The organism is Streptomyces sp. NBC_00316 (genome assembly GCF_036158715.1).
GTDB lineage: Bacteria > Actinomycetota > Actinomycetes > Streptomycetales > Streptomycetaceae > Streptomyces.
This window is the reverse complement of sequence record NZ_CP108024.1, coordinates 580090-606934: the sequence shown is the minus strand read 5'-3', so window position 1 is coordinate 606934 and position 26845 is coordinate 580090. Positions and strand designations below refer to the sequence as shown.

Annotated in this window: 32 protein-coding genes and 1 pseudogene; 19 read left to right on the top strand and 14 right to left on the bottom strand. The window is 67.7% G+C overall.

Going from position 1 to position 26845, the window contains the following annotated elements:
• The first annotated feature begins 3 nt into the window (after positions 1 to 3).
• The 3 genes from OG878_RS41705 (at position 4) to OG878_RS41695 (ending at position 1617) form a co-directional block, all read left to right on the top strand.
• The gene (locus tag OG878_RS41705) at positions 4 to 510 is read left to right on the top strand and encodes an SRPBCC family protein (RefSeq protein ID WP_328891914.1); all 507 of its coding nucleotides are present in this window, start codon (positions 4 to 6) and stop codon (positions 508 to 510) included.
• Complete coding sequence (locus OG878_RS41700) at positions 510 to 1130, top strand: dihydrofolate reductase family protein (RefSeq protein WP_328891913.1); 621 nt, start codon at positions 510 to 512, stop codon at positions 1128 to 1130. The genes OG878_RS41705 and OG878_RS41700 overlap by 1 nt, the downstream gene beginning before the upstream one ends.
• A gap of 208 nt (positions 1131 to 1338) precedes the next feature.
• Positions 1339 to 1617, top strand: a complete 279-nt coding sequence (locus OG878_RS41695; RefSeq protein WP_328891912.1) for a hypothetical protein — start codon at positions 1339 to 1341, stop codon at positions 1615 to 1617.
• Here the strand turns inward: OG878_RS41695 and OG878_RS41690 are convergent.
• Positions 1591 to 1773 carry a transposase gene (locus OG878_RS41690; protein WP_328891990.1) on the bottom strand — a complete coding sequence of 61 codons (183 nt, stop codon included), beginning with the start codon at positions 1771 to 1773 and terminating at the stop codon, positions 1591 to 1593. The two genes, OG878_RS41695 and OG878_RS41690, sit on opposite strands and share 27 nt — an antisense overlap.
• 685 nt (positions 1774 to 2458) lie before the next feature.
• Between OG878_RS41690 and dnaE the strand changes: the two genes are divergently transcribed.
• Positions 2459 to 6046, top strand: a complete 3588-nt coding sequence (gene dnaE / locus OG878_RS41685; protein WP_328891911.1) for a DNA polymerase III subunit alpha — start codon at positions 2459 to 2461, stop codon at positions 6044 to 6046.
• Positions 6043 to 6393 carry a DUF6300 family protein gene (locus tag OG878_RS41680; RefSeq protein ID WP_328891910.1) on the top strand — a complete coding sequence of 117 codons (351 nt, stop codon included), beginning with the start codon at positions 6043 to 6045 and terminating at the stop codon, positions 6391 to 6393. The genes dnaE and OG878_RS41680 overlap by 4 nt, the downstream gene beginning before the upstream one ends.
• Before the next feature lie 363 nt (positions 6394 to 6756).
• On the opposite strand, the gene OG878_RS41675 is transcribed toward OG878_RS41680, so the two are convergent.
• A complete protein-coding gene (locus OG878_RS41675; RefSeq protein ID WP_328891909.1) occupies positions 6757 to 7302 on the bottom strand; it encodes a hypothetical protein in 546 nt (181 codons plus the stop codon).
• A 464-nt stretch (positions 7303 to 7766) separates the two neighbouring features.
• Positions 7767 to 8252, bottom strand: coding sequence for a hypothetical protein (locus OG878_RS41670; protein ID WP_328891908.1), 486 nt, complete (start codon positions 8250 to 8252; stop codon positions 7767 to 7769).
• A 279-nt stretch (positions 8253 to 8531) separates the two neighbouring features.
• On the opposite strand from OG878_RS41670, the gene OG878_RS41665 reads away from it, so the two are divergent.
• Positions 8532 to 10187 carry an IS1182 family transposase gene (locus OG878_RS41665; RefSeq protein ID WP_328886378.1) on the top strand — a complete coding sequence of 552 codons (1656 nt, stop codon included), beginning with the start codon at positions 8532 to 8534 and terminating at the stop codon, positions 10185 to 10187.
• A gap of 46 nt (positions 10188 to 10233) precedes the next feature.
• On the opposite strand, the gene OG878_RS41660 is transcribed toward OG878_RS41665, so the two are convergent.
• The 4 genes and pseudogenes from OG878_RS41660 to OG878_RS41645 all read right to left on the bottom strand — a co-directional run bounded on the left by OG878_RS41660 (position 10234) and on the right by OG878_RS41645 (position 11766).
• Entirely contained in the window at positions 10234 to 10473 is a 240-nt protein-coding gene (locus tag OG878_RS41660; protein ID WP_328891907.1) for an ATP-binding protein, read from the bottom strand.
• A gap of 23 nt (positions 10474 to 10496) precedes the next feature.
• Positions 10497 to 10989: pseudogene (locus OG878_RS41655) on the bottom strand (DNA polymerase III subunit alpha); the annotation flags it as partial.
• A gap of 92 nt (positions 10990 to 11081) precedes the next feature.
• Entirely contained in the window at positions 11082 to 11408 is a 327-nt protein-coding gene (locus OG878_RS41650) for an FG-GAP repeat domain-containing protein (RefSeq protein WP_328891906.1), read from the bottom strand.
• Positions 11383 to 11766, bottom strand: coding sequence for a hypothetical protein (locus OG878_RS41645; RefSeq protein ID WP_443049311.1), 384 nt, complete (start codon positions 11764 to 11766; stop codon positions 11383 to 11385). The genes OG878_RS41650 and OG878_RS41645 overlap by 26 nt, the downstream gene beginning before the upstream one ends.
• Positions 11767 to 11850: 84 nt before the next feature.
• Between OG878_RS41645 and OG878_RS41640 the strand changes: the two genes are divergently transcribed.
• Positions 11851 to 12018 carry a hypothetical protein gene (locus tag OG878_RS41640; protein ID WP_328891999.1) on the top strand — a complete coding sequence of 56 codons (168 nt, stop codon included), beginning with the start codon at positions 11851 to 11853 and terminating at the stop codon, positions 12016 to 12018.
• A gap of 227 nt (positions 12019 to 12245) precedes the next feature.
• Here OG878_RS41640 and OG878_RS41635 read toward each other — a convergent pair whose 3' ends face one another.
• Complete coding sequence (locus OG878_RS41635; RefSeq protein WP_328891988.1) at positions 12246 to 12788, bottom strand: GNAT family N-acetyltransferase; 543 nt, start codon at positions 12786 to 12788, stop codon at positions 12246 to 12248.
• Positions 12789 to 12980: 192 nt separating this feature from the next.
• Here OG878_RS41635 and OG878_RS41630 point away from each other — a divergent pair, with 192 nt between their 5' ends.
• Positions 12981 to 13139, top strand: coding sequence for a hypothetical protein (locus OG878_RS41630; RefSeq protein ID WP_328891905.1), 159 nt, complete (start codon positions 12981 to 12983; stop codon positions 13137 to 13139).
• An 86-nt stretch (positions 13140 to 13225) separates the two neighbouring features.
• On the opposite strand, the gene OG878_RS41625 is transcribed toward OG878_RS41630, so the two are convergent.
• Positions 13226 to 13645 carry an arsenate reductase ArsC gene (locus OG878_RS41625; protein ID WP_328891904.1) on the bottom strand — a complete coding sequence of 140 codons (420 nt, stop codon included), beginning with the start codon at positions 13643 to 13645 and terminating at the stop codon, positions 13226 to 13228.
• Between the two features lie 59 nt (positions 13646 to 13704).
• A complete protein-coding gene (locus tag OG878_RS41620) occupies positions 13705 to 14340 on the bottom strand; it encodes an arsenate-mycothiol transferase ArsC (RefSeq protein WP_328891903.1) in 636 nt (211 codons plus the stop codon).
• Positions 14341 to 14416: 76 nt separating this feature from the next.
• Between OG878_RS41620 and OG878_RS41615 the strand changes: the two genes are divergently transcribed.
• From OG878_RS41615 to OG878_RS41605, 3 genes are read left to right on the top strand one after another with little or no spacing between them, the layout of a single operon-like run.
• Positions 14417 to 14725, top strand: a complete 309-nt coding sequence (locus OG878_RS41615; protein ID WP_328891902.1) for an ArsR/SmtB family transcription factor — start codon at positions 14417 to 14419, stop codon at positions 14723 to 14725.
• Positions 14722 to 15837 carry an ACR3 family arsenite efflux transporter gene (arsB, locus tag OG878_RS41610; protein WP_328891901.1) on the top strand — a complete coding sequence of 372 codons (1116 nt, stop codon included), beginning with the start codon at positions 14722 to 14724 and terminating at the stop codon, positions 15835 to 15837. The genes OG878_RS41615 and arsB overlap by 4 nt, the downstream gene beginning before the upstream one ends.
• Positions 15834 to 16898 (top strand): ArsO family NAD(P)H-dependent flavin-containing monooxygenase, encoded by a 1065-nt coding sequence (locus OG878_RS41605; protein ID WP_328891900.1) that lies wholly within the window; start codon positions 15834 to 15836, stop codon positions 16896 to 16898. The genes arsB and OG878_RS41605 overlap by 4 nt, the downstream gene beginning before the upstream one ends.
• Before the next feature lie 100 nt (positions 16899 to 16998).
• Here the strand turns inward: OG878_RS41605 and OG878_RS41600 are convergent, their stop codons facing one another.
• Positions 16999 to 17364 carry an ArsR/SmtB family transcription factor gene (locus OG878_RS41600; protein ID WP_328891899.1) on the bottom strand — a complete coding sequence of 122 codons (366 nt, stop codon included), beginning with the start codon at positions 17362 to 17364 and terminating at the stop codon, positions 16999 to 17001.
• Positions 17365 to 17610: 246 nt separating this feature from the next.
• Here OG878_RS41600 and OG878_RS41595 point away from each other — a divergent pair, with 246 nt between their 5' ends.
• From OG878_RS41595 to OG878_RS41575, 5 genes are all read left to right on the top strand, one after another.
• Entirely contained in the window at positions 17611 to 18990 is a 1380-nt protein-coding gene (locus OG878_RS41595; protein WP_328891898.1) for an NAD(P)-binding domain-containing protein, read from the top strand.
• A gap of 59 nt (positions 18991 to 19049) precedes the next feature.
• On the top strand, positions 19050 to 19508 hold the full coding sequence (locus OG878_RS41590) for an ArsI/CadI family heavy metal resistance metalloenzyme (RefSeq protein WP_328891897.1): 459 nt from the start codon (positions 19050 to 19052) through the stop codon (positions 19506 to 19508).
• Entirely contained in the window at positions 19505 to 20740 is a 1236-nt protein-coding gene (locus OG878_RS41585; protein ID WP_328891896.1) for an MFS transporter, read from the top strand. The genes OG878_RS41590 and OG878_RS41585 overlap by 4 nt, the downstream gene beginning before the upstream one ends.
• Positions 20741 to 20866: 126 nt before the next feature.
• Positions 20867 to 21076 (top strand): hypothetical protein, encoded by a 210-nt coding sequence (locus tag OG878_RS41580; RefSeq protein ID WP_328891895.1) that lies wholly within the window; start codon positions 20867 to 20869, stop codon positions 21074 to 21076.
• Positions 21077 to 21524: 448 nt separating this feature from the next.
• Entirely contained in the window at positions 21525 to 22169 is a 645-nt protein-coding gene (locus tag OG878_RS41575) for a CBS domain-containing protein (protein WP_328891894.1), read from the top strand.
• 15 nt (positions 22170 to 22184) lie between these two features.
• Here the strand turns inward: OG878_RS41575 and OG878_RS41570 are convergent.
• Both OG878_RS41570 and OG878_RS41565 read right to left on the bottom strand, forming a co-directional pair.
• Positions 22185 to 23116, bottom strand: a protein-coding gene (locus OG878_RS41570) for an IS5 family transposase (protein WP_443049310.1) whose coding sequence is annotated in 2 segments (ribosomal slippage) — positions 22185 to 22766 and positions 22769 to 23116 — 930 coding nt in all. Because the reading frame shifts where the segments join, the coding sequence is not laid out codon by codon here.
• Between the two features lie 54 nt (positions 23117 to 23170).
• Positions 23171 to 24298 (bottom strand): MFS transporter, encoded by a 1128-nt coding sequence (locus OG878_RS41565; protein ID WP_328891987.1) that lies wholly within the window; start codon positions 24296 to 24298, stop codon positions 23171 to 23173.
• A gap of 597 nt (positions 24299 to 24895) precedes the next feature.
• Between OG878_RS41565 and OG878_RS41560 the strand changes: the two genes are divergently transcribed.
• The 3 genes from OG878_RS41560 (at position 24896) to OG878_RS41550 (ending at position 26017) form a co-directional block, all read left to right on the top strand.
• A complete protein-coding gene (locus OG878_RS41560; protein WP_328891893.1) occupies positions 24896 to 25147 on the top strand; it encodes an antitoxin MazE7 in 252 nt (83 codons plus the stop codon).
• Positions 25148 to 25151: 4 nt separating this feature from the next.
• Positions 25152 to 25529, top strand: coding sequence for a toxin Doc (locus OG878_RS41555; protein WP_328891892.1), 378 nt, complete (start codon positions 25152 to 25154; stop codon positions 25527 to 25529).
• A gap of 197 nt (positions 25530 to 25726) precedes the next feature.
• Positions 25727 to 26017, top strand: coding sequence for a hypothetical protein (locus tag OG878_RS41550; RefSeq protein WP_328891891.1), 291 nt, complete (start codon positions 25727 to 25729; stop codon positions 26015 to 26017).
• Between the two features lie 15 nt (positions 26018 to 26032).
• Here the strand turns inward: OG878_RS41550 and OG878_RS41545 are convergent, their stop codons facing one another.
• Positions 26033 to 26764, bottom strand: a complete 732-nt coding sequence (locus OG878_RS41545) for an SDR family oxidoreductase (protein WP_328891890.1) — start codon at positions 26762 to 26764, stop codon at positions 26033 to 26035.
• Between the last annotated feature and the right edge of the window lie 81 nt (positions 26765 to 26845).

Here is a 26845-nt window from a genome sequence, read left to right as displayed (position 1 = left end):
TTGATGAGCGCGACAGAACAAGGAACGCCGGCGCCATCGGCGACAGCTGGCCGCGAGATCGTGATCTCCCGGGTTATCGACGCCCCGCGGGAGCTGGTGTTCGAGGCGTTCACCGAGGTGCGGCACCTGTCGCGGTGGTGGGGGCCGGAGGGGTTCACCACCACCACGCGGGCGTTCGAGTTCCACGTCGGCGGGGAATGGGACTTCGTGATGCACGGACCGGACGGGACGGACTACCAGGAGTGGATCTCCTGGACCGAGCTCGCCCCGCCGGAGCGGATCGAGTTTCTCCACGGTGAGTCCCGCGACGACCCGAACGCCTTCGAGTCGGTCCTGACGTTCGAGCCCGACGGTGCGGCGACCCGGATCGAGATGCGCACGGTGTTCCCCACCAAGGAGCTGCGCGACGAGGCGGTCGAGAAGTACCACGCGATCGAGGGCGGCCGGCAGACCCTGAGCAACCTGGCTACGTACGTCACCGAGATCGTTCGGATGGGAGCGGAGGGCTGATGGCCGGGAAGGTGTTCTTCAGCGTGTCGATGTCGCTGGACGGTTTCATCGCGCCCGAGTCACCCGAGGAATTGATGGGGCAGCAGTGGATGGAACTGCAGCAGTGGATCTTCCCGCTGCGGTTCTTCCGGGAGAACCTGAAGCTCGGCGAGGGCGGCGAGGAGGGGCGCGACAACGACATCGTGCGGGAGACGTTCGAGCGCACCGGCGCGAGCGTGATGGGCAAGCGCATGTTCGACGCCGGCGAGCAGATGTGGCCGGAGGAGGCGCCGTTCCGCACCCCGGTCTTCGTCGTGACGCACACCAAGCGTGACCCGTGGGAGCGGCCGGGCGGGACCACCTTCCACTTCGTCAACGACGGCATCGAGGCCGCGCTCGACCTGGCCCGCGAGGCCGCCGGCGACCTCGACGTCCGCATCGCGGGCGGCGGAGCAACGATCCTGGAGTACGTGAACGCGGGCCTGATCGACGAGTTCTCGATCGCGCTGTCCCCCGTGCTGTTCGGCTCCGGGATCCGCCTGTTCGAGGACGTGGACGCGGCCCGCGTGGCCCTGGAGCCGGTCCGCGCGGAGCCCTCCCCAAGGGTGACGCACCTGACCTACACCGTCCGGGAGCGGTAACTGTCCCGGACTCAGCGCTCTCCCGCCGAGGTCAGCTGCCCGCGGACAGCCCGGCCCGCCCTGGCGGCGACGACGGATGGCGATACGTGCCCACCTAGGGGGGCGGGGAGCCGGCCATGTACGCCGACACGGTGTCCGAACTGCTGTCCGCAGTGATCCCCGGCTACGACGAACTTCCCAGCAACGAGACGGCGACGAAGCAGCGTTCGTGGCTCGCTACGAGGCGGCGATCGAGCTGGCCAACCTGGTGCAGACCGGGCTGGTGATCGACGCCACCGAGAACGACGGCTGGTCACCGGAGCAGGTCACCGAAGACGAGCTGAATGCCTTGTTCCAGTCGAAGGTGGTGCCGTTCGTTCCCTGTGAGGGTGTCGACGGCACGGGGTCGGCTGAGTGGCGCGTCGATGTTCCCCTGGTGGTGATCGACACCGACTACGCCCCGTTTACTGGCTCTCCGATTTCAGCGGGGCGTGATGGTGGCGAGTAGGTCCCAGTTCGGTCTGCCGGCGTAGAGCAGGGCGCGGACTCGGTAATTGCGGAAGCGGCGGAACCCGAATCCGACTCGCTTGATGCGGTGGATCAGGTTGTTGAACGCGCCCCCCGTCGGCCCGTTGGGCGGCGGTGCGGCCATCGACCGGTGGATCCCCCTACACGCTCAGACCCCGCTCAGATCCGAAGCGCCGGCATTCCAGCCTTCCCAGACGGTGATCAATGAACCGTTTGCGGCCATGACGACAGGCCAACCGCCTTCTCGGACTTAGTTCAGAGAGGCTCGGTGTATAGCTTGGTCGTCAGCTGATGCTGGCATCCTCGGTCCCGCACCAGTAGCTCTCACCGGCGTGCTCCCGCCGGAACTGATCCAGCTCGATCGCCTCCATCGGCAGGTCGACCCGGCGAGTCAGAGGCCGCGTCACCGGTCACCGCTGTCTGCACCCGACAACCGCGGCCGGCCAAGACGCCGGGCCGTCCGACTCACCGACGGCAGCAGCCAACACGGACGCGAAGGCAGAGTTCACGGTGACTGCGCGACAGATGGGGCACGAGCATCCCCGGGAGGAGGTCGTCGCCCGCTACCGGCCGCGCCTCGGCCAAGCTCTGACTGTCTGCGCTGTAGCGCACCATCCGTCTGCGCGATGGCCGCTACGAGACGCAGGAAATCCCGCCGAGGGCGGCGACTGAGAGTGCACGGTGACAACTTTGCGTGATCACCCGAGGTCATCGTTTGGATCCCTTTTGATCATCATTGAAGCGGGCGGGGGAGCGCTCTCCACGTCCCGCTGGGGGATAGGGTCAAGGCTCTCCACGAGCGCCTCGGAGGTGCCTGCCCGGTGTCCGACAGCTTTGTTCACCTGCACAATCACACCGAATACTCGATGCTCGACGGTGCTCAGCGGCTCAAGCCGATGTTCGCCGAGGTAGAGCGTCAGGGCATGCCGGCCATCGCCATGAGCGACCACGGCAACATGTTCGGAGCGTACGAGTTCCAGCAAGTGGCCAAAGGCTTCCAGGGCGTCAAGCCGATCATCGGGATCGAGGCGTACGTCGCTCCGTCCTCGCGTCGAAACCGCAAGCAGGAGTTCTGGGGCCCCGGCGGTGTCAGGGCGATGTCGGACGACGGTGAGGGCTCGAAGGACGTCAGTGGCGGTGGCCGCTTCACCCACATGACGATGTGGGCGCGGAACATCAAGGGACTGCAGAACCTGTTCTACCTGTCGACGGAAGCTTCCTACACGGGACAGTTCCCGGCCGGTAAGCCGCGCATGGACATGGAACTGATCTCCGAGCACGCCGAGGGGATCATCGGGACGACCGGCTGCCCCTCGGGCGCGATCCAGACCCGATTGCGTCTGAACCAGTACGCCGAGGCACGGGAGATTGCAGCCCAGTACCAGGACATCCTCGGGAAGGAGAACTACTTCCTGGAGCTGATGGACCACGGCCTGGACCTGGAGCGCAACGTCCGGGGGGATCTGCTTCGCCTTGCGAAGGATCTCGGCATCCCGCTGCTGGCCACCAATGACGCGCACTACGTCCTCGAAGAGCACGCGGACGCGCACGACAACCTGCTGTGCATCGGCGTAGGAAAGAACAAGGACGACCCGGGCCGGTTCAAGTTCAACGGCACCGGCTACTACCTCAAGACCGCAGCTCAGATGCGGGAGCTGTTCTCCGAGATTCCCGAGGCCTGCGACAACACTCTGCTGATCGCGGAGCGCATCGAGTCGTACGCCTCGGTGTTCGAGAACGTCGATGAGATGCCGAACTTCCCCGGCGTGCCCGAGGGCGAGACGCAGGAGTCCTGGCTTCGCAAGGAGTGCCTCAAGGGCCTCGCCATGCGCTACGGCGACCCGATCCCTGCCGAGGTCCTCGAACGGTTCGAGACCGAGATGAAGGTCATCGGCCCGATGAACTTCTCCAGCTACTTCCTCGTCGTCGCGGACATCTGCCAGTACGCCCGCGACCAGAAGATCCCCGTCGGCCCGGGCCGTGGATCCGCAACCGGCTCGATCGTCGCCTACGCCACCCGCATCACCGAGCTGTGCCCCCTGGAACACGGCCTGCTCTTCGAGCGGTTCCTGAACCCGGAGCGCATCAACCCGCCGGATGTCGACCTCGACTTCGACGACCGCCACCGTGACCGGATGGTGCGCTACGTCGTCGACAAGTACGGCGACGAGTACACCGCCATGGTGAACACCTTCGGCAAGCTCAAGGCCAAGAACGCGATCAAGGACACATCGCGGCTCCTGGGCTACCCGTTCAGTCACGGCGAGCGGATCACGAAAGCCCTGCCGCCGGACGTGATGGGCAAGTCCATCCCGATCAACGGGATCTTCGACGAGAGCCACCCCCGCTACGGGGAGGCCGGCGAGATCCGGGCCCTGTACGAGAACGAACCGGACGTCAAAAAGGTCGTCGACGGCGCCAAGGGCGTCGAGGGCCTGATCCGTAACACCGGCGTCCACGCGGCAGCGGTCATCCTGTCGAAGACCCGGCTCACCGACCGGATTCCGCTCCACATGCGCGCCAAGGACGGCGTCAAGATCACCGGCTTCGACTACCCCAGTTGTGAGGACATGGGGCTGGTCAAGATGGACTTCCTCGGGCTTCGGAACCTGGGCGTGATCGACCACGCGCTCCAGAACGTCCGGGAAAACCGCGGCATCAACATCACCACCGACACGATGCCGACGGACGGTGCGCAGCAGATCCCGCTGGATGACGCCACGACCTTCCAGCTCCTGGCACGCGGCGACACCTTCGGCGTGTTCCAGCTCGACGGCGGCGGCATGCGGACCCTGCTGAAGCTGATGGAGCCCTCCCGGTTCGAGGACATCGCCGCAGCCCTTGCCCTCTACCGGCCCGGCCCCATGGCGGCAAACGCGCACACCAACTACGCGCACCGCAAGACCGGCCGCCAGGAAATCCAGCCGATCCACCCGGAACTGCAGGACGCCCTCGAGCCGATCCTCGGCAACACCTTCCACCTGCTCATCTACCAAGAGCAGATCATGGCCATCGCCCGGCAGCTCGCCGGGTACACCCTGGGCGGCGCCGACCTGCTACGGCGAGCAATGGGTAAGAAGAAACCCGAGGTACTGGCCGCCGAGTGGGAAAAATTCCACGGCGGGATGAAGGGCAACGGCTACTCCGAGGAATCCATCAAGGACCTGTGGGACGTCATGCTCCCGTTCTCGGGCTACGCGTTCAACAAGTCCCACACCGCCGGATACGGACTTGTCTCCTACTGGACCGCCTACCTCAAGGCGAACTACCCGGCCGAGTACATGGCCGCGCTCCTCACCTCCGTGGGCGACGACAAGGACAAGGCGGCGATCTACCTGGCCGACGCCCGGAAGCTCGGCGTTTCGGTACTGCAGCCGGACATCAACGAGTCCGTCGCCAACTTCACCGCCATCGGCAACGACGTACGCTTCGGGCTCCGCTCGGTCCGCAACGTCGGCGAGGGCGTCATCGACTCCCTGGTGGCCTCCCGCAAAGCCAAGGGCAAGTACACCTCCTTCCCCGACTTCCTCGACAAGGCCGACATCGGTGCCCTCAACAAGCGCGCTGTCGAATCGCTGATCAAGGCCGGCGCCTTCGACTCCCTCCAGCACAGCCGCAAAGGGCTGTCGGCCATGCATGAGGACGCCATCGACGCAATTATTCCGGTGAAGAAGCAGGCCGCGATCGGGCAGGACGATCTGTTCGGCGACCTCGGTGGCGACAGCGACGAACCGGTCTTCGGCCTGGACTTTCCCATCGACGACAGCGAGTGGCCCCGCAAGATGTTGCTGGCCGCAGAGCGCGAGATGCTCGGGCTGTACGTCTCCGCGCACCCGCTGGACGGCACCGAGCACATCCTGTCCCGCAACCGGGACACCACGATCAGCGAACTGCTCGGCTCGGGCCGAACCGAAGGCACTGTCCAACTGTCCGGCCTCATCACCAGCGTGGACCGTCGGATGACCAAGCAGGGCAACCCCTGGGCAATCATCAACCTCGCAGACCGAGACGGCGAGATGGAGATCCTCTTCTTCCCCGCCACCTACACCCTCGTCCAGCACGCTCTGATCGCCGACACCGTCGTCTCCGTCCAGGGCCGCCTCAACGACCGCGACGGGGCGGTCAGTATCTTCGGGCAGGAAATCCAGGTACTGGACGTGTCCTCAGCAGAGAGCGGCGGCCGGCCACCGGTCACGCTGTCCTTCTCCGCCTACAAGATCAACGAGCGTACGGTCGCCGAGCTGAAGCGCATCCTTGCCGCGCACAAAGGCGAAAGCCCGGTACGGATGCGAGTCCAGACTCACGCAAAGACCGTCCTGTACGAGCTGGGATTCCTGGTAGACCCGACCTCGGTCGCCTCCGACATCAAGGGCACCTTCGGCCCCGACGCATGGCAGGGCGCTGCGTGAGCGATGAGGACGACGAAATCGTCCTGCAACTCGCCGATCCGCCGAACTGCGCACGGTGCGAGGGGCCGGGGCTGCTCTCGGCCCGGTTCTCTCACTCCTGGAAGAACGCCTGCGGTGAAGAGATCCCAGGTGTGCGGGAGGCCATGCTGTGCCCGGCTTGTGATCACGGTGAGCCAGGCGCTGACGGGCTCCTGGCGTTCTTCGAAGTGCACGAGACGATGGGTGCCTTCGAACTGGAGGCCTTCAACAATCTCGCCGCTGCCTGGTTAGCGGTTGTGCGTGCCCGCCAGGCGGATGAGCACCGGCTCGACGACGAATGCGAGCGCTTCCGCAACGGGGATCTGTAGACGGCAGTGCGCCGGCGGGGAGGATCCCGTCGGCGCATTGTCATGCCGGGCGGTTACTGCCCGTCGTAATTGCTGTCCGAGCAGCGTGTGTGGCAAGCGGCGGCCGGCCATCAGCGCATCTCGCCCGAGGACAGTTGCCCGTGCGGCAGGAGTCGCCGTTCTGCGACGGCGTTGCGATAACGGCGACGCCGGACGGCGGTACGTCCGTAGATGGGTATCTATGCCGGATCAGCCGGTGATCACGGGCGTCCCCGCTTTGCCGTGAGCGCCTCCAACTACCAGTACAGCTGTGTGACATGTGGCCCGGCAATAGGTCCGCGATCGGCGCGTCGGAGGGTTTCTTTTGGCGGTGTGCTTTCCGGATCAGCGATCGTTCGTGGGCTCTGCGCACTCAGCCAAGAGGGCGGCGAAGGCCGTGCCAGCGGAGTCGGCGGGGAAGAATCGCTGGACCGCGTCGCCCTCCGGCGATGTGATCACGTAGTTTCCCGCTAGGTAGGAGAGGTCTCCCCAGGGTTCTCGGGTGTGGGCCCGTGTCAGGACATGGCCGCATCGCGTGCAGGCGATCCACGGCACGAGGACGTTGACCACGTCCGGGTCGCCCCCGACCGCCGACGAGTTGACGATGTTGTCAGCGTGTTCGATCAGCTTCAGCTGGGCCGGCTCGTCGTCCCCACGGCATTGAAGGATCCGGGGCGTGAGCGACTGCCTCTCGCCCCAGACCTCCGCGAGCACGGATATCTGCGCCCTGACCGTCTCACTGATCGGTACCTGGTGGGCGAGGAGCCCGGAGACGAGCAGGCCAAGCCCCGCTTCCTGCTCGCCGATGTCCCAGCAGTCCTTGATCTCCTGGGCTTCGGCTTCTGGCAGCAATGCGGCGAGCTGGTGCCAGACAACAACGTCGTCGGTCACTCCGCAGACGCTACCGGCCGGCGCTGACACCCAGACGTCGCAGGCAGATGAGTCACCGCGATCGCCGTGAAGCCCATGAAGTGCTCGGACTTGCGCTCGTAGCGTCGATGCAACCGGCGGCACCCCGACATGGCGAGGAGATCAACTTCCGGGCCGTAGCCCGCAGGGCAAGCGTCAGCCTGGACTTCGTCTATGCTCACACCGATCTGCGCAAACGCATCGAAATCCTGCGCGGTCAGCAACGGACCGAGGACCCGCCTCCCCCTCAGGCGCCCTCAGCCGACGACGCCACGGTCATCCATACCCTTACCGAAACCCTTTGTCGTGAGCGCACCACCCCACCGCGAGCGTGTCCAAGAGCTCGAACAGCGACTGGCCGCCGCACACAGTGAGATCCTGCGCTTGCAACGCGTGATCCAGTCATACGGCTCAGGGCTGTGACAGCACTCTCCGGGCTGCAGAACTTACGATCCAGAGCGCAATCCCAGAGCACTGTGCTCCACCACACCCGAGGGAAGAGCACTCTTTCCCGAAGCCCCGGCAGTCAACCCCACAAGGCCGGCCCGGAGTTCGGCGGCGGGCTCACCAAGGACGATCGCGCTGATGATCAGCTCCATCATCAGACAGTCGTACTCGTCGCCCCTGCTCCGATAGCGCTCCCCATCGGCCTCCACGACAGCAGAGGTGATCCTCCTCCCACCACCAGTCCCGGGGGCAAAGGACGCCTCATAGATGCCGCGGCCGGTCCAACTCCGGTGCATGAAAAGGACATCGCCTTCAGCGAAGACGTTCCACTTCTCATCCATGTCCCGGGCGTGATACCCGCGCCGGATCTGGTCCCAGTCCTCGTCGGTCCAGACCCGGCCCGGCAACTGAGACACCGGCCGGGGCGTGCTGATCGGATGGAGGCGCCGGAACGACTCTCGGGTGAGCGGGGCATCGGCAGTCATTACGTGATCCTACGGAAGCACCACTCCAACAGGACAGCGGATTACCTCCAAGAGCAGGCAGCCTGGGCGGAGGGTGACCCTCAGCCGCCTTCCTGACGCGTCCGCAACGTCCTGAACAGCAGCTTTGTGGGAATCCTTCACTACTACCCCAGATAAGTTCAGCGGGATCTAGCGCGGAACCCCGGGCGTTCACGACTCCGTTGGAAAATGCGTAAACCGGGCTCGTCGGCTTGCTGAGGTTGACATGATCGTTCTGTTCGTCGGAGCGAGGGGGGCTGGGTGTCGCTGGAGTCTCGGGACGACCGTGGGGTGCCGGAGCTGACTGCTCGGGTCGTGCGGGCATCGTTCCCGAAGGGGACACTGGCTGTCCGCGTGCGTGAAGTGCTGGGCCCGCTGTTCGAAGACGATTCCTTCGCTGGGGCGTTTTCGTCACGGGGTCGTCCGGCGGTGTCGCCGGGGGCGCTGGCGCTTGTGTCGGTGCTGCAATACGCAGAGGGGCTGACCGACAGGCAGGCCGCTGACCAGGTGCGGGCCCGCATGGACTGGAAGTTCCTCCTTGGTCTGGAGCTGGACGATTCGGGGTTCGACTTCTCCGTGCTGAGCGACTTCCGCGCCCGGCTGATCGAGCACGGCCTGGAGGAAAAGGTCCTGGACCTGATCCTGGAGCGGATATCTGACCTCGGGCTGCTGCGTTCCGGGGGGCGTCAGCGCACCGACTCCACCCATGTTCTCGCGGCCGTGCGGACGTTGAACCGGATGGAGTTCGTCGGCGAGACCCTGCGCGCGGCGCTGGAAGCCCTGGCCGCCGCCGCCCCAGCATGGCTGTCGCCGCTGGTCACCGCCGACTGGGCCAAACGCTACGGCGCCCGGATCGACTCCTACCGCTTCCCCAAGGGCGACAACGTCCGCGCCGAGTGGGCCGGGCAGGTCGGCAGGGACGGCCTCACCATCCTGGAGGCCGTCTACGCACCCCAGGCTCCCGCGTGGTTACGGGAAGTCCCCGCTGTCCAGGTCCTGCGCCGGGCCTGGGTGGAGCAGTACCACCGCGACGGCGAGGAGGTGCGCTGGCGGGAGGGCAAAGACCTCCCGCCGGGCAGACGCCGCCTCGCCTCGCCCTACGACCCCGACGCCCGCTACGCGACCAAGCGCGGATCGGGCTGGTGCGGCTACAAGACCCACCTCAGCGAGACCTGCGAACCCCACGCCCCGCACCTGATCACCCATGTCGTCACCACGGACGCCACCGTCGCCGACACCGAGGTCACCGCAGCAGTCCACCAGGGCCTGGCCACACGTGAACTGCTACCCGATGAGCACGACGTCGATGCCGGCTACGTCACCGCCGCCCACATCGTGGCCGCGCGCGACGCACATGGGATCGAGCTGCTGGGGCCGGTCGGGCTGGATACGTGCCACGAGAACTACGAGGGTGAGCACTTCACGCAGAGCGCGTTCACGATCGACTGGGAAGCCAAGAACGCCGTCTGTCCCCAGGGCAAGATCAGTGCCAGCTGGTCCGACCAGCGCAAGAGCAGTGGCACTCCCGTCTCACGGGTGCACTTCACCGCCCAGGACTGCGCGGCCTGCCCGGTGCAGGACAAGTGCACCAAGGCGGCGAACGGCAAGTGGGGCCGAAGCCTGACCCTGCTGCCCCAAGACCAGCAGGCAGCACTGGAAGACCGACGCCGCGAACAGCTCACCGACCAGTGGCAGCAGCGCTACAACATCCGCGCCGGAGTGGAGGGCACCATCTCCCAGGCAATCCGGCGCACCCGCATCCGCCGGACCCGTTACACGGGCCTGCCCAAAACCCACCTCGGACACATCTTCGCCGCCACCGCCATCAACATCATCAGACTCGACGCCTGGCTCAGCGAAACACCCCTAGGCCAAACCCGCACCTCATACCTCGCCCGACTCCAACTCGCCGCCTGACGACAAGATCACACCCGCCGGTTTACGCATTTTCCAACGGAGTCCTTCAGGGCCGGGTCACGTTGACGGTCTTGTGGTGCGGCAGTTTGGAGAGCCGTAGGCCTTGGCGGAAGCGGCGGTCGTCGCGGACGGCGAGTTCTTCGGCCAGGACGAGGTCGAGGAAGTCGAGGTAGCCCAGCTTGGCATCGTCTGCCCGGTTGGCGTACTGATTCACGCTGTCGGCCAGGTGGGGCAGACCGAGCTTCGCGGCCGTAGTGCGGATACGGGTGCTGACCAGCTCGCTCAACTGGGCTTCTCCGGCGAGGCGAACTGGTCGTCCAGCGGCACGTGATCGGGGTTGTCGAGGTCGATCTGCCGCCCGGTCGTGCGCCGGATCTCGGTGACGGCATGCGCCATCGCCGACTGCATCCGCACCCCGAGAACATCGAGCTTGAGCAGGCCGAGGTCTTCGACGTCCCACCTTGTCGGCCTGCACCATCGGGTACTGCCCGCCCGGCGTCGGCTGCACCGGCAGCCGGTCCAGCAAGGTCGCGTTCGAAAGGATCACACTGCACGGGTGCATCGCGATCCCACGCGGTAGAGCGTCGAGCCCTTCGGCGAGCTCCCACAGCGGACCGTACGAATCTGCCCCGGTGGCGAGCTGCCGCAGCTCGGGCAGCTCCTTGAGCGCTCCGCGGATGTCGCAGGCCCGGATGTGAGGGAAGGACTTCGCGATCTTGTCGACCGTCTGCGGGGGCAGACCCAGGGCGAGGCCGGTGTCACGCAGCGCGTGACGCGCCCGCCAGGTCTCCGGCACGGCAGACCGCGGGTGCGGTCTGCCCGGCGCAAGTCCGGTGAGAGCCAAGCCGGTCCGGAGCAGGTCGCGCGGGGCTGGCAAGGCCGTTCACGGGTGGATCAGAAGGCAGTGGCGCCTTCCAGCGCCCACCAGGTGCCGTTGTAGTTGTCGACCTTGCGCAGGCCGCCGGTGGCGAGCCCCTGGTACTCGTAGAGCGAGAAGCCGTCGGCCGCCTCCAGGTCGGGTCGTCCGTCGCCGGAGGTGTCGCCGACGCCGAGGATGTGGTCCATGTAGTTCCAGCCGCCGGTGCCGACGAGGTTGCGCGCGCCGAGGCTCCCGTTGCCGGTGCCCGGGTAGAGCCACAGCTTGCCGGTGGCCTTGTCCACGCCGAGAAGGTCGGAGCGGCCGTCGCCGGTCAGGTCACCGAACGCAGCAAGCTGCCCCATGCCGTTCCAGCCGCCGGTACCGGTGAGCTTGCGCGCGCCGAGGCCCCCGCTGCCGGTGCCCGGGGGCCAGGTGCTCCCGCTTGCCGTGGTAGCGCTTGAGGACTCTCCAGGTTTTGATCTCGGCGATGGCGTGCTCGACGCAGATACGTTCGGACGACTGATGTCGGTGCGCACGCTGGTAGACGGTGATCTCGTCCGCAGAGGCGGCTTGGCCAGGCTTGGGCGGCGGGACCACGATCCGCTTCGGGCCGAGCTTGGCCAGGCTCTGGTAGCCGGAGTCCAGGGACAGTTCGACTTGGAGGAACTGGCTGAGTAGGTCCTCAATGCCTTCGGTCTTGAGCGCGGTCTGGTCATGCATCTTGCCTGGCCGGTGGGGCGCCGACGCACAGCGGACGGCCCTTGCTGTCGGGCGACGGTGCACTTGTGGGTGTTCTGCCGCCGCTTGCCTGAGACGAACCGGCGCCTTCCGGGCCGGTGGGTCCAGCCGCAGGTGCGCGCGGGTGACCAGGACCCGTTCTACGAAGACCAGCCCGTGCAGGCGGCCCGCACCTGCGGCCCGAAGGCGTTCACCGTGGCGTCGCTCGTGCAGTCGGCTCTCGCGTTGAGCTGACCAAGGCCCGGCCAACTCCTCGATCAAGTTGCCGAGATGTGCACGCGACAGGCCCGTGAAGGCAGAATGAGACAGGGCCGTACGGGCCCATTGAGACGACACATCCAATGAACCCCACGGCCCTGTTCACGTTACGGCCCGACGCCTTGCCGATCGCACGCAACCGACGACGAGCTGGACATCCCCACTGTGACAGTCCTGAGGATCAGGTCGAGTCGGGTAGCCCCTCAGTCCTCGGGGTCGCGCAGGCCGACGCAGTCAAAGGCCCAAAAGACCTCTGAGTAGACGAAGGTGCCCGTCATCCACGGCTCGTGAGCGGACAACCGGGCGACCTGGAACGCGGCTTCCGGGATACGCAGCGACGGCGAACGAAAGCCCACCGCGCCGGCACCCTCGAAGCCGCGCGTGCCGTAGTAGTGCGGCGAACCCTCCAGGAATACCAACGGCACACCCTTGCTGTCGGCCGCCTCGAGGGCGTGGGCGATGAGCTGCGTACCGATGCCCTGACGCTGGAACTCCGGGACCACGCCCAGCGGTGACAGCGACAGGACGTCCACGATCCGACGCGGAGCATCCAACCGCGTCGCGCTCAGCAGGACATGCCCGACGACCCGGTCATCAACGGTGGCGACAAAGGACATCGGCGCCAATGCAGCCTCCGCAACGCGAAGTGCCTCCACGAGCCCGGGAACTCGATCGCTGTCACCGAAGGCGCGCGTGTGAACCTCGCGCACATCTCGGTGATCGTCAGCGGTCTCTTGCCGGATCACCAGCCCGGCACCACCGGGAGCGATCAGGGAGCCTTCAGGCGCATCGTGTGACGTCATGGCCGCGAGGGTAAATCGCGGGGCGGCTCATGCGCGAGGCAATTGCGCACCAGGTCGTAACTCTGAGTCCGGGGTTTTCCGGGGGCCGACAGGCCCCCCGGAAAACTACGCTGTGACTTCAGCAGGTCAGGACCGGTGGTTGAGGGACCGGGTCAGCTCACGGTTTGCAGCTCGAGCCGCCTCAAGCTCCTCGGTCCGTTCTTCGAGCTCGCCCGGCTTCTCGGAGAGGTCCTGTTCGAGCAGAGCGATCTGTCGTTGGAGCTGGTCGATGTCGACTGGGGCTCCGAGCCCTGATTCCGCCCAGACGCTCGCCGAGCTGGGGAGGATAGGCGGCCGGAGCCGATGGACAACCTTGCGTATGCCGGAGTCGGTCACGCCGCTCATGCCTCCTGCTTTGCGTCGATCTCGGCGATCAGGGCCTCGATGCGGGTCTTGATCTCGTCGCGGATCGGGCGCACGGACTCGACGCCCTTGCCCGCCGGGTCCTCCAGTGCCCAGTCGAGGTACTTCTTGCCGGGGAAGATCGGGCAGGCGTCGCCACAGCCCATCGTGATCACGTAGTCGGATGCCTGGACGGCCTCGGTCGTGAGGATCTTCGGCTTCTGGTCGGAGATGTCGACGCCGACCTCCTTCATGGCCTCGACCGCGGCGGGGTTGACCTGGTCGCCGGGGATCGAGCCGGCGGAGCGGACCTCGATACGGTCGCCCGCGAGGTGAGTGAGGAATCCGGCGGCCATCTGCGAGCGCCCGGCGTTGTGAACGCAGACGAACAGCACGGAGGCGAGCGGGGAGGAGGACATCGGTTCTTCCTTCATAGCGTGGAGCGAGCAGTTCAAAGAAGCGGTGATGGCAGGGGAACTCAGGCGGTACTCGGCAGTGAGTCGAGCAGCCCGGTGATGTGCGCGTCGATCGCGTCGCGAATAGTGCGCACCACAGCGATCGGGGCGCCTTCGGGGTCGGCGACGGGCCAGTCCAGGTAGCGGCGGCCGACCACGATGGGGCAGGCGTCGCCGCAGCCCATCGTGATCACGATGTCGGCGGCCTGGACCACCGCGTCGGTCAGCGGCTTGGGGAAGGCGGTCTCCGCGGACAGGACGCCTGTCTCGGTGAGGACCTGGGCCACCGCCGGCTCGACGGCCGCGGCGGGATGGGTGCCGGCGGACGACACCGTCACATGTCCCTGGGCACGGTGGGCGAGCAGCGCCGCGGCGAGCTGCGAGCGTCCGGAGTTGTGGCTGCAGACGAACAGCACCCGGGGCAGTCCGCTGCCCGGCGCCCCCTCGATGTGTGCCAGGGCGTCCAGGCGTTCGGCCGCCAGGCGTTCGCCCAGGACGACCAAATGCGTGGTGACGCGGGCGGTCGCGGCGAGGCGCTCGTAGGAGTCGGTGATGACCCGCTGCACGGTCTCCGCACAGAAGCGGCCGCGGTGCGCGGTGGCCAGGCGGGCGGCGTCAGCAGCAAGGCGTTCATCGGGCAGGACAGGGGACGGGGACACGAGAACCCCCTTCGGCGGGTTCCAGAAGATCAGCACCGACTGGTATCAGCGCCGAGTGATGTGAAAGTATCAGCCCATGCTGACTTCAGTCGACACTGACGTGATCCGGGTCCTGGGTGACCCGCTCCGCCTGAAAATCGTCACTCTGCTCGCCCAAGAGACGCTCTGTACGACGCACCTGGTGGAGGAGACCGGAGCCAAGCAGACCAACCTCTCCAACCACCTGAAGGTGCTGCGCGAGGCGGGCCTGGTGGAGACGGAGCCGTGTGGCCGTTTCACCTACTACAAGCTGTGCCCCGACGTTCTGGCCGGCCTGTCCGAACAGTTTGCCGCGCTCGCCGAATCCGCCCGTACCGCCGCCGAGAACAAGAGGGCCTGCCCGTGACCTCCACCGAGCTCACCACCCAGACTCCGTCGTCCGGCGTCAGCGGTGAAGACTCGATCGTCAGGAAGCTCTCCACCCTCGACCGCTACCTCGCGGTGTGGATCCTCATCGCGATGGGTGTCGGGCTGGGTCTCGGGCGCCTGATCCCGGGCCTGAACGACGCCCTGGCGAAGGTCGAGGTCGGCGGCGTCTCGCTGCCGATCGCGCTCGGTCTGCTCGTGATGATGTACCCAGTCCTCGCGAAGGTCCGCTACGACAAGCTCGACACGGTCACCGGCGACAAGAAGCTGATGGTGTCGTCGCTCGTCATCAACTGGATCGTCGGCCCGGCCGTCATGTTCGCGCTGGCGTGGATCTTCCTGCCGGACCTGCCCGAGTACCGCACGGGCCTGATCATCGTGGGCCTCGCCCGCTGCATCGCCATGGTCATCATCTGGAACGACCTCGCCTGCGGCGACCGTGAGGCGGCGGCCGTCCTGGTCGCCCTGAACTCGGTCTTCCAGGTCATCGCATTCGGCCTGCTGGGCTGGTTCTACCTCGACCTGCTGCCGAAGTGGCTGGGCCTGGGCGACGGTCAGAGCCTGGACATCTCCATGTGGAAGATCGCGCTGAATGTGGTCATCTTCCTCGGGATCCCGCTGGTCGCCGGCTTCCTCACGCGCCGTGTCGGTGAGAAGAAGCTCGGCCGTGAAAAGTACGAATCCGGCTTCCTTCCGAAGATCGGACCTTGGGCGCTGTACGGCCTGCTCTTCACGATCGTCATCCTCTTCGCCCTGCAGGGGAAGACGATCACCTCGCAGCCGGTGGACGTGGTGCGGATCGCGCTGCCGCTGCTGGTCTACTTCGCCGTGATGTTCTTCGGCACGTTCCTTCTGGGCAAGGGCCTCGGCCTCGCCTACGACCGCACCGCGACCCTCGCCTTCACGGCGGCCGGCAACAACTTCGAGCTGGCCATCGCGGTCGCCATCGCCACCTTCGGCGTCACCTCGGGCCAGGCCCTGTCCGGTGTCGTCGGCCCGCTCATCGAGGTGCCGGTGCTGATCGGCCTGGTCTACGTCGCGCTCGCCTGGCGCAAGAAGTTCGACGCCCGCGCGGTGACGACAGCCTTGTGACGCACACCGTGGACGTGGTGGTGATCGGTGGCGGCCAGGCCGGGCTCGCCGCCGGTTACCACCTGCGCCGCCAGGGCGTGGACTTCGTCATCCTCGACGCGCAGTCCATGCCCGGCGGCGCCTGGCAGCACACCTGGGACTCGCTCCACCTGTTCTCCCCGGCGGCTTTCTCCTCGCTGCCCGGATGGCTCATGCCCGCCCAGAGCGGCGAGGAGTACCCGGACGCCGGCCATGTCGTGGAGTACCTCAGCCATTACGAACGGCGCTACCAGCTGCCTGTGCAACGACCGGTCCGCGTGCGGGCGGTACGCAGGGACGGCGGGCGGCTGCGGGTCGAGACGAACTCGGGCACCTGGTCGGCGCGGGCCGTTGTCTCGGCGACGGGCACCTGGTGGCGCCCGTTCCGGCCGGCCGTGCCGGGGCAGGAGGTGTTCTCGGGCCGACAGCTGCACACCGTGAACTACCGGCGGCCCACCGACTTCACCGGCCAGCAGGTCGTCGTGGTCGGCGGGGGAAATTCCGGCGCGCAGATCGCCGCCGACCTCGCCACCCACCCCGGCATCGACCTGACCTGGGTCACCCAGCGCCCGCCGCGCTTCCTGGCCGACAACATCGACGGCCGTGCCCTGTTCGACGCCGCTACAGCCCGGCGCAAGGCCCTGGACGAGGGCACCGCGGACACCGGTGGTGTCGCCTCACTCGGCGACATCGTGGCCGTTACGCCGGTCCGCGCGGCACGGGATGCCGCCCTGCTGAAGGCGGAGCCGATGTTCGAGGAGCTCACCGCAGACGGCATCCGCTGGAGCGACGGCACGACGATGCGTCCGGACACGGTGATCTGGTGTACGGGCTTTCGCCCAGCCCTTTCCCACCTCGCACCGCTGGGCTTGCGCGGGCCGCGCGGTCACATCGCCACCGAGGGCACCCGCGCCGCAGGGGAGCCCCGGTTGCACCTGCTCGGCTACGGCGACTGGACCGGCCCGGCGTCCGCGACCCTGATCGGCGTCGGCCGTACGGCCCGGGAGATGGCTCGTGACGTGGCACGACTTGTGTCGCACTGAACGTCCGGGCGCCGGCAGGCTGGAGAATTCCGCGTGCGCCCAGGGCGCCGGCGCGTCGCCCGGCGCGGCTGACCCGCGCCGCCCGCAGGTGGCGCGGCGCTCAGGTGCGGAGGTCGAGCATGGCGGACATCGCAGCCACGACGGACGGAGCGACCTGGTAATACACCCAGGTACCGCGGCGCTGCGAGGTGAGCAAACCGGCTTCGCGCAGTTTCTTCAGGTGGTGGGAGACGGTCGGCTGGGAGACACCGACGTCGGAGATGTCGCACACGCACGCCTCGCCCCCCGCGTGTGAGGCGACCTTGGAGAACAGCCGCAGCCGCACCGGGTCGGACAGCGCTTTGAACATCACGGCCATCTTCTCGGCGTCGGCCTGCGACAGCTCCCCGGCGGTGATCGGCGGGCAGCACGGCACCACATCTTCGACGTCCAAGACCGCCAGCTCGACAACCTCTGAATTCGACATACGTCTATGTTGACACTCGTCGATGCGAGTGGCAAGCTCAATACATAGACAGACATCGAAACAAGGGATTGTCGTGACCGCACGCATCCGCACGGCTCGTCTCTTGGGCGGCGTCAGCTTCTGTGACAGCTGCGCGCAAGTCTGCGACAGCGCTTGCCGGGCCACGGCCCACCACCGGCGCACCCAGCTGTCCGCGCTCTCCTTCACCCGCTGATTCGTCCCACCAACTTCAGGAGACCGACCATCATGAGCCAGAAGCAGCTCCCCGTCGTCGTCATCGGAGCCGGCCCCACCGGGCTCGCCGCAGCGGCCCACCTCAACGAGCGCGGTATCGGGCACCTGGTTCTGGAATCCGGTCCTGCTGCCGCCCGGGCCGTGCGCGAATGGTCGCACGTGCGGCTGTTCTCCACCTGGAGCGAACTCGTAGACCCGGCGGCCGAGAAGCTCCTGGCGCCGACCGGCTGGACCAAGCCCGATGCCGCCACCTATCCCACGGGAGGTGACTGGGCCGACAAGTACCTCCAGCCGCTCGCCGACGCCCTGGGCGAGCACGTCCGCTACCAGGCCACGGTCACCGGGGTCTCCCGCGCCGGCCGTGACCGCATCGTCGACGCCGACCGTGAGAGCCAGCCGTTCGTCGTCCACTTCACCACCGCCACGGGCGAGGAGCGCGTCTTCGCCCGCGCCGTCATCGACGCCTCCGGCACCTGGACCATGCCCAGCCCTGCTGGCGCCAGCGGCCTGCCCGCCCTCGGCGAGAAGTCTGTCGCCGACCGCGTCAGTTACCGCATTCCCGACCTCAAGGACCCGGCCGTGCGCGCCCGCTATGCGGGCAGGCGCACCGCCGTGATCGGCTCCGGCGCGTCCGCGTTCACCGCCCTGGCCTCGCTCGCCGATCTCGCCAAGGACGAGACCGGCACGCACGCGGTGTGGATCCTGCGCCGTGGCATCAGCGGCTCCACCTTCGGCGGCGGTAGCGCCGACCAGCTCCCCGCACGTGGCGCACTCGGTCTGTCCGCGAAGGCCGCCGTGGACAACGGCTACGCGGACGCCGTCACCGGCTTCCGCACAGACACGATCGAGCACGATGCGGACGGACGACTGATCCTCACGGGTGAGGACGGCCGGCGCCTGGACCCGGTCGACGAGGTCATCGTCCTGACCGGCCTGCGCCCGGACCTCTCGTTCCTTTCCGAGCTGCGCCTGGGCCTGGACGAGCGCCTTCAGGCCCCGCTCGAGCTGGCCCCGCTGATCGACCCCAACCAGCACTCCTGCGGCACCGTCTACCCGCACGGGCACCGCGAGCTCTCCCACCCCGAGCAGGACATCTACCTGGTCGGCATGAAGTCCTACGGCCGGGCGCCCACGTTCCTGGCCATGACCGGCTACGAGCAGGTCCGCTCCGTTGTCGCCGCCATCGCCGGGGACACCGAGTCCGCCGACCGCGTCGAACTCACCCTGCCCGAGACCGGGGTGTGCGGCGGCGCAGGCCTGTTCGACGACCCCGCCAGTGAGCAGGGCGAGGGCGGCGGCTGCTGCGCTCCGGCGCCTGCCGTTGTGCAGATCGGCGTCGGTGCCGCCGGTGCGCTCACCGTTGAGGAGTCGTCCTCGGGCGGCTGCTGCTGATTCGCCCCATCGCCCCGGCCATCCGGCCGGGGCACCATCCCAGCGTCAGGAGGATTCTCATGTCCCGACTACAGCTCGCCCTGCGCGTCCCTGACCTGAACGCCTCGATCGCCTTCTACAGCAAACTCTTCGGCACTCAGCCAGCCAAACTCCGCGACGGATACGCCAATTTCGCCATCGCCGAGCCCCCGCTCAAGCTCGTCCTCATCCAGGGCGTCCCGGGCGAAGAGACCCGCATGGACCACCTTGGCGTCGAAGTCGAGACCACCGAAGCCGTCCACGCCGCCACCACCCGCCTCGCCGACGCGGGTCTGGCCACCGACGTGGAGAACGACACCACCTGCTGCTACGCCCTGCAGGACAAGGTGTGGGTCCACGGCCCGGGCCAGGAGCCCTGGGAGGTCTACGTCGTCAAGGCGGACGCCGAAGCAATGACCAAGCAGAAGGCTGCCCCCTGCTGTGCGGGCCCGGCCGAGGGCAAGACAGCCCCGGTCCAGGCCACAGGCTGCTGCCCGTGACCGACCTGGACGCCCACTCGGCCGCGGCCGCGACTGGAACTGGGGACCGGTCGCGGCCGCGCGCCGTACTGCCCGCGCTGTGTGCCACCCAGATCACCAGCTGGGGCATCGTCTATTACGCCTTCCCGGTGCTCAATCCGGAGATCACGGCGACCACCGGCTGGCCCGTCGGGGCGACCACGGCCGCGTTCTCCGCCGCCCTGCTGATCTCCGCCGTCGCCGGGATACGCGTCGGGCGGATCATCGACCACCGTGGCCCCCGCACCGTCATGACCGCAGGATCCGTCCTTGGCGTCCTCTCCATCCTTATTATCGCCGCCGCCCCCAACCTGCTTGTCTTCCTTGCCGGGTGGATTGTGGCCGGGTTCGCCATGGCAGCTACCTTCTATCAGCCCGCGTTCGCCGCGCTCACCCGCTGGTGGGCTCCTGACCACGTCCGCGCGCTCACCATCGTCACTCTGGCCGGTGGCCTTGCCTCGACCGTCTTCGCACCCCTCACCGCCGTACTCGCCGACCACCTCTCCTGGCGGACCACCTACCTGGTTCTGGCCCTGATCCTCGCCGCCGTCACCATCCCCGCCCACGCCCTCGCCCTCAAGGCACCATGGCCGAAGGCGGCCTCCGCGCCTGCCCACGCCACAGGCGGGGCGGGCCAAGTGGCCCGGAGCCGGCCGTTCTGGATGCTGGCCACAGCCCTCACTCTGTCGGCGTTCGCCGTGTACGCCGTCGTCGTCGCCCTCGTCCCGCTCCTCCTGGAGCGCGGTCTCACCACCGCTCAAGCCGCCTGGGCCCTTGGCCTGGGCGGCGCCGGACAGACCCTCGGCCGCACCCTCTACGCATCCCTCGCTCGCCGCACCGCAGTAACCGCCCGCACCGTGGCACTCATCGCACTGGGCGGCGCCACCACGGCCGGACTCGCGATCGTCCCCGGTCCATATGCCCTGCTGGTCGTACTGTCCGTCGCGGCCGGGATGGCCCGCGGCAACCTCACCCTGCTGCAAGCCACCGCCATCGCTGACCGCTGGGGCACCACCCACTACGGCCGCCTCTCCGGACTCCTCGCCGCCCCCACGACCGCCGCCTCCGCCCTTGCACCCTTCGCCGGCGCGGCACTCGCCTCACCACTGGGCGGCTACCCAGCCCTCTTCGCAGCGCTGACCCTCCTTTCCGGCATCGCAGCCCTGGTCGCCGTCAGGTCAGCACCGACCAACATGCACACTGCTGACCGATGACCGGTAGGGATGGCAGGCCATGCCAGGGGCGAACTGCCGACCGTGACAGGGTCACCTCGGGGTACCCGCTGATCCGCCGATCGGGGGACTGTCGAGGGCCCTAAGGCGCGAACACTGAGGGCGTGGATGAAGACCTGGATGAAGATACGAAGTCCTATCTCGCCTGGGCGGAAGGCTTGTCCAGCGAAGAAACTGGACGCCGAGATCGCCCTGCTGGAGGCGCATGAGGCCCGGATCGCCAAGGACTGCACAGACCTGGCATGGCAGAAGCTGATGTTCCGGGCCTGCACCTCTCCCACCCGGGATGGACTGACACCCAGCCCCTTCCTGAGCTGACGATCCGAAGCAATCCGCCAGGTACTCGCCAAGTACCAGGCAACGGATCCGCCAACTACGAATCAATCACTGCGCCTGACCAGCGGTCCTGTGCGCACGGCTCGCCACCTGCGGCTCAATGTCACACGCGTGTCGCGATCCCGTTGCTGTGACTGAGCGCCCAATCTGGTCCGCTCGGCCGACTACAACGCTCAACTCCAGACAGCCGCGGACATGGCGTCGAGGTGCCAGCACCTACCGCGCACTCGGCGGCACTCCTGGCCGTCGGGCCGCTGGCCCTCCTCGCCAGGTCAAACGTCACTGGTCGCCGGAGCGGCGGGGTGCTGTCATGGGTAGAGAGGACGCGTTGACAAGCCGGCAGAGCCGCGGAGGCCGACGCGCCGCGCGTCGTCCGCCCCGGGCGGTCCGACCGCGCCCGCCCCGGCCGCAAACGGAGGAGGCCGACGCCATGCTGCACCACCGCACGGTCGGTGACGTGATGACCGAGGAGGTCGTCACTCTCCGCCCCAACACACCGTTCCAGGAGGTCGTCGGCCTGCTGGATGTACACGACATCGTCGCGGCCCCGGTTGTCGACGACGACGGCGCCCTCGTCGGCGTCGTGTCCGCGTCCGACGTGCTGCGGCACGAGACCGGCATGCCCGATCCGCAGGGGCAGGACGGGAACGACGAGGGCGCCTGGGGCAAGGCCCGGGCCCGAAGCGCGGGCGCGCTCATGAGCAGCCCCGCCTTCACCGCCCGCCCCGACTGGACGATCCCCCGGGCCGCGCGGGAACTCCGCAGGCGGCACGTCAAACAGCTGCCGGTGGTCGGCGACGACGGGCACCTCACCGGCATCATCAGCCGCAGCGACCTGCTCGACGCCTTCATCCGCTCCGACGTCGAGATCCGCGACGAGGTGGAGCGGGACGTCCTGGGGTCCATCCTCGGCCTGGACGAGGGCACCGTCGCGGTCGAGGTCCGAGACGGGGTCGTCACCCTGCGGGGTCACGTCCCGGAACCGCGTCTCGTCCCGGTGCTCGTGGGCCTCTGCCAGGGCGTCGACGGAGTCGTCGCCGTGGACACCCACCTTGCCGCCGCCCGGGCGGGCTAGGAACTGTTTCTTGGATCATGTTCGGAGCCAGATGGTGAGGGCTGTGAGGGTGACGGTTCCGAGGTAGATGTAGGCGCGTTTCTCGTAGCGGGTGGCGACGGCGCGGAAGCCTTTCAAGCGGTTGATGGCGCGTTCGACGGTGTTGCGTTTCTTGTAGAGCTCGCTGTCGAACCCGGTGGGCCGGCCGCCTCGGGAGCCACGGTTCTGCCGGTTTCTTTGCTGGTCGAGGCGTTCGGGGATGATGTGCTGGATTCCGCGTCGTCGCAGGTAGCGGCGGTTCTGTCGGGACGTGTAGGCCTTGTCCGCCAACAGACGGTCGGGACGGGTGCGAGGCCGTCCAACTCCGGCACGGGGAACGGAGACCTGCTCCAGCACGCGCGCGAGTTGAGGGCCGTCACCGTAGTGGCCGGGTGTCAGGACGAGAGCGAGGGGCCGGCATCGCCCCTCGGTAACGAGGTGGATTTTGGTGGTGAACCCTCCGCGGGAACGTCTCAGACACTCGCCGATCTGACCACCTCCTCCAGCCGGACGGCCAGCTTCCGCAGCACCGGATCGACCTGGTTCGTCCCTGTGCCGGCCCCCTTTTGAGGAGCTGCGGCAGGCGGCGCCTTCCTTGCGCCGGCGGCATGCTGATGGGCCCGCACTGCGGTGGAGTCCACCGACACGTCCCAGTCGATCCGCCCCTCGGTGTCCTCGGCAGCCTGGACACGGGACAGCAATATCGCCCACGTCCCATCCGCTGACCAGCGACGATGAGGCTTGTAGACCGTCTCCCACGGCCCGAACCGTTCCGGCAGATCCCGCCACTGCACACCCGTCCGCACCCGGTAGAGCACCCCGTTGATCACCCGACGGTGATCACTCCACCGACCCCCGCGCGCACCACCGCGAGGCAGGAACGACTCCAGTCGATCCCACTCCGCATTCGTCAGATCCCCACGCCCCATGCAGCCAGCCTGCCCTCAACACCCCACCTACGTCAGAGATCCGAGAAACAGTGCCTAACCGGCGGACTCCGGTCTGAAGGAACGCAGCAGCCGCCCGCCAAGCAGCACTGCGCAGGCTCCGGCGGTCAGTAGCCCGCCGACGAGGAAGGTGCCCCGCACGCCGGCGAGCGGCAGGACCAGTCCGCCGAGCGCGGCGCCCGCCGCGATACCGGCGTTGTAAGAACCGGAGTTCGCCGCGAGTGCGATATCTGTGCGGCCCGGTGCGCACTGCAGCATCGCGTTCTGGGTGGTCATGAACACCGGCCCGAGTGCACTGCCCATCAGCGCCAGGAACACCACCGCCACCACCGGCTCGGTGCCGGCCGCGTACAGACCGAGCATGCCCACCGCCTGTGTAGCAACGGCGGCGGTCAGTGCGGCCTGCGGAAAGCGGTCCAGCAACGCCCCGGTGATGCTCACTCCGGCCAGACACGCAACCCCGAAGGCCACGAACAGGGGACTGACCGCGCTCGGGGAAAACCCGCTCACGTCGCCCAGGAACTTGACGATGTAGGTGTATCCCGCGAAGGCCCCAGTGGCGGACAGGGTCCCGGCCGCCAGTACGATCCCGAACCGGCGGACGTCGGGACTGGTTCCGTAGGCGGCGTTCTCTTCTTCCGGACGGGTGGTGGGCAGCAGAACAGCGATCGTCACCAGAGAGACGAGTCCCAGAGCCGCCAGCATGGCGATGGGCACTTGCCAGTCGCTCTGCCGGCCCAGCCAGGTCCCGGCGGGAACACCGAGTACGAGGGCGAGCGAACCGGCGACGGACAGCGCCCCGACCACACGTCCACGGACTTCGGGCGCGAACAGGCCCACCGCGACCGGCCCCATCACGGCCCAGAACAGCGCTTGGGCGAGCGCGGTCAGCAGCCGCGCCACAAGGAGCAGCCAGTACGAGGTCGCCAGTGCCGCAACGAGACTGGACACGACCAGCGCGGCCAGCAGCCCCGTGAGCACATGACGTCGGGGAACGGCCCGCATGACGTGGGCGAGCGGCAAGGACGAAACGGCCACCGTCACGCCGTAACCAGTGACCAAGAGACCGACCGCAGACAGTGACACCTTCAGGCTCTCGGAGATGAGCTCCAGGAGGCCAATCGGCAGGTTCTCCGCAGTGTTGAAGGTGAAGGCGGCCAGCATCAGGGCCACGAGCGCCGCCGACCTGTGCCATGGAGCTGGTTGCGTCGTGATCTTGCAGTCTCTTCGTGACCTCGCTTGTTGCGCCTGCTCCGTGGCACCGTCCATGGAGGCAGCTCACCGGGCTCACCGGTCCCGCCGCAACCGAATTCATCTGCCGTGGGGGACGCTCAGGGGGCCAAGCACGGCCTTCGGGGATCGCCCATTCAGATGTCCGGCGCCAGAACGTGGGCGGGGATGGGGCGCGCAACGGCGGACAGATGCCCACTCCAGATCCTCCCCAAGGCCTGGTCAGCCAGCCGCACGCTCAGCTGCACCAGCCCAGCCAGATGTGCTCCGCTCACCGGACCCCCGGTCTCGCGCTCTTCAGAGCGGTTTGATCACCGCCGAACGCTACTGGCATGCCCTGGTCGTACGAGTTGATGACGACCGGGGCGGTCCAGTACACAAAGGGTGCGGAGGCATGAATCCCGCTGGCGTGCCGTCCGGCATGGCGACAACATCACGGCGCGGAATGCGACACGGGAAACGGGCTACAAGTTCAGAGCCATTCTTGGAAGCTGGTAGCCAGAACGGTATGCCCGGCGGCATACTCGAATCATGGCAGACACCAGCGTCAAGATCGACGACGTCACCAGGGACAGGCTCAAGGCCCTGGCCGACGGGGCGGGCATGTCCATGAAGGACTACCTCGCCAAGGTGGCCGCGGAGAAGGAGCACGAGAAGCTGCTCGACTCCGCGACGGCCGCGTTCCGCCGCGTCATCGGCGAGCCCGGCATCCTGGACCGGTTCGACGCCGACTTCGGCGGGCTCCCGCCGGCGGCCACGCACGAGATTTCGCGGGCGGCCTGAACCTGTGGAACTGCTCGTCGACTACCGATGGCTTCTGGCCCGCCAGGAAGACATCCTCCGCACCGACCTCACCGTCAATGACCTGTCCGTGCTCGTCGGCATGGCGGCCCGGCACCGGGTGAACACCCCGCGCCTGGATCAGACGGACCCGGATGCCTTCTGGCGGGCCGCCGTGTTCCTGGAGGAGTGCGTACTACTTCGCCCCCTCCCCGCCCGCAATGAGGCCTTCGGGTACGGCGTCGCCATCGCTTACCTGCAGGCCTCTGGCGAACCCGTCCTCGCGACGTACGAGCCGTGGCGCGACCTGATCAACGACATCCGCACCCTGCGCATGGACGCGTACGACATCGCCGATCGGCTGAGGTCCTGGCCCACCCCCTGACCATCCGCACTCAGGCCGCGCGCTCGCTCGCGCGCTTTACGCGGCCAGATCGTGCGGCGTAGCCGCTTCCCTCCACATCGCCGCCGCGGTCCGCAAGGCCGGCCCGGACCCCTGCGCCTGACAGGGCGCCCCTGCGATGATGCGGACCCGCACCCATTCCAGGGGGGACCAGGCGCACCCGACTCAGGGCGGCCGCAGTGACCGCGGCCGCCCTGCTCGCCCTCACGGGCTGCGGGGCCAAAGCCGACGCCGCCGCCTGCAAGGCCGCCATGGCCAAAGCGTTCGGCGAGGCCATAGCCGCAGGCGACACAGCCAACTCGGTGAAGAAGAGCGAGAGCCCGGCCGCCTGCGACGGGGTCGACGACGAGACGGTCCAGCGCTTCGCCGCTGAACTGATCAGCGATCGGGGCGGCAAAGCGGCCGATTGGAACCAGTGTCGACAAGCCTGTTCGAGACGCGCGGGCGAAGCCGCCTCACCTGGCGGGTGATGACCGCCGTTCACATCACCAGGGCACTACGCCGGCGTCTTCGAAGAACTTACCGGTCGGGCCGTCGTCGGGCAGGGTCGCGAGTTTGATGGCGATCGCCGCGCCCTGTTCGGGGGTACGCACGCCGCGGAAGCCGTTGAGGTCAGTCGCGACGTAGCCGGGGCAGCCGGCGTTGATCAGGATGTTCGTGCCGCTCAGCTCCCGGGCGTACTGGAGGGTGACAGCGTTCAGGAACGTCTTCGACGGCGCGTACGCCACGGCCACCGGACCCGTCGTCTGCTCAGCAGCGGTTCCTGACTGCCGGGTGAGGGAGCCGACACTGCTGGACATGTTCACGATCCGTGGTGAGGCGGAGCGGCGCAGCAGCGGCAGCATCGCGTTGGTGACGCGGATGACGCCGATCACGTTGGTCTCCACGACCGTCCGGATGGTGTCGGGAACGACCCTGGTGGGCTCCTGCGGCATGCCGCCGGTGATGGCGGCGTTGTTGACGAGCACGTCGAGGCGCCCGGCCTGCTCCTCGATCAGCCGTGCGGCGGCGGTCACGCTCGCGTCGTCGGTCACGTCCAGCGGTACGCCGAACGCCTCGACGCCGGCCGCGCGCAGTCTCTGCACCGCGCCCGCCCGGCGCTGATCGTCGCGGGCGCCGACGCCGACGCTCCAGCCGAGGGCTCCCAGGCCCGCGGCGATCTCGTAGCCAATTCCCTTGTTCGCGCCGGTGACCAGCGCAATCGTTCGTTCAGTCATAGGGACCATGCTGTCCTCGGGCCCCGGCGGGGGTCCAACACCGATTGGGTGGGCAGCGATACCTTCAGGGTATGGATCTGA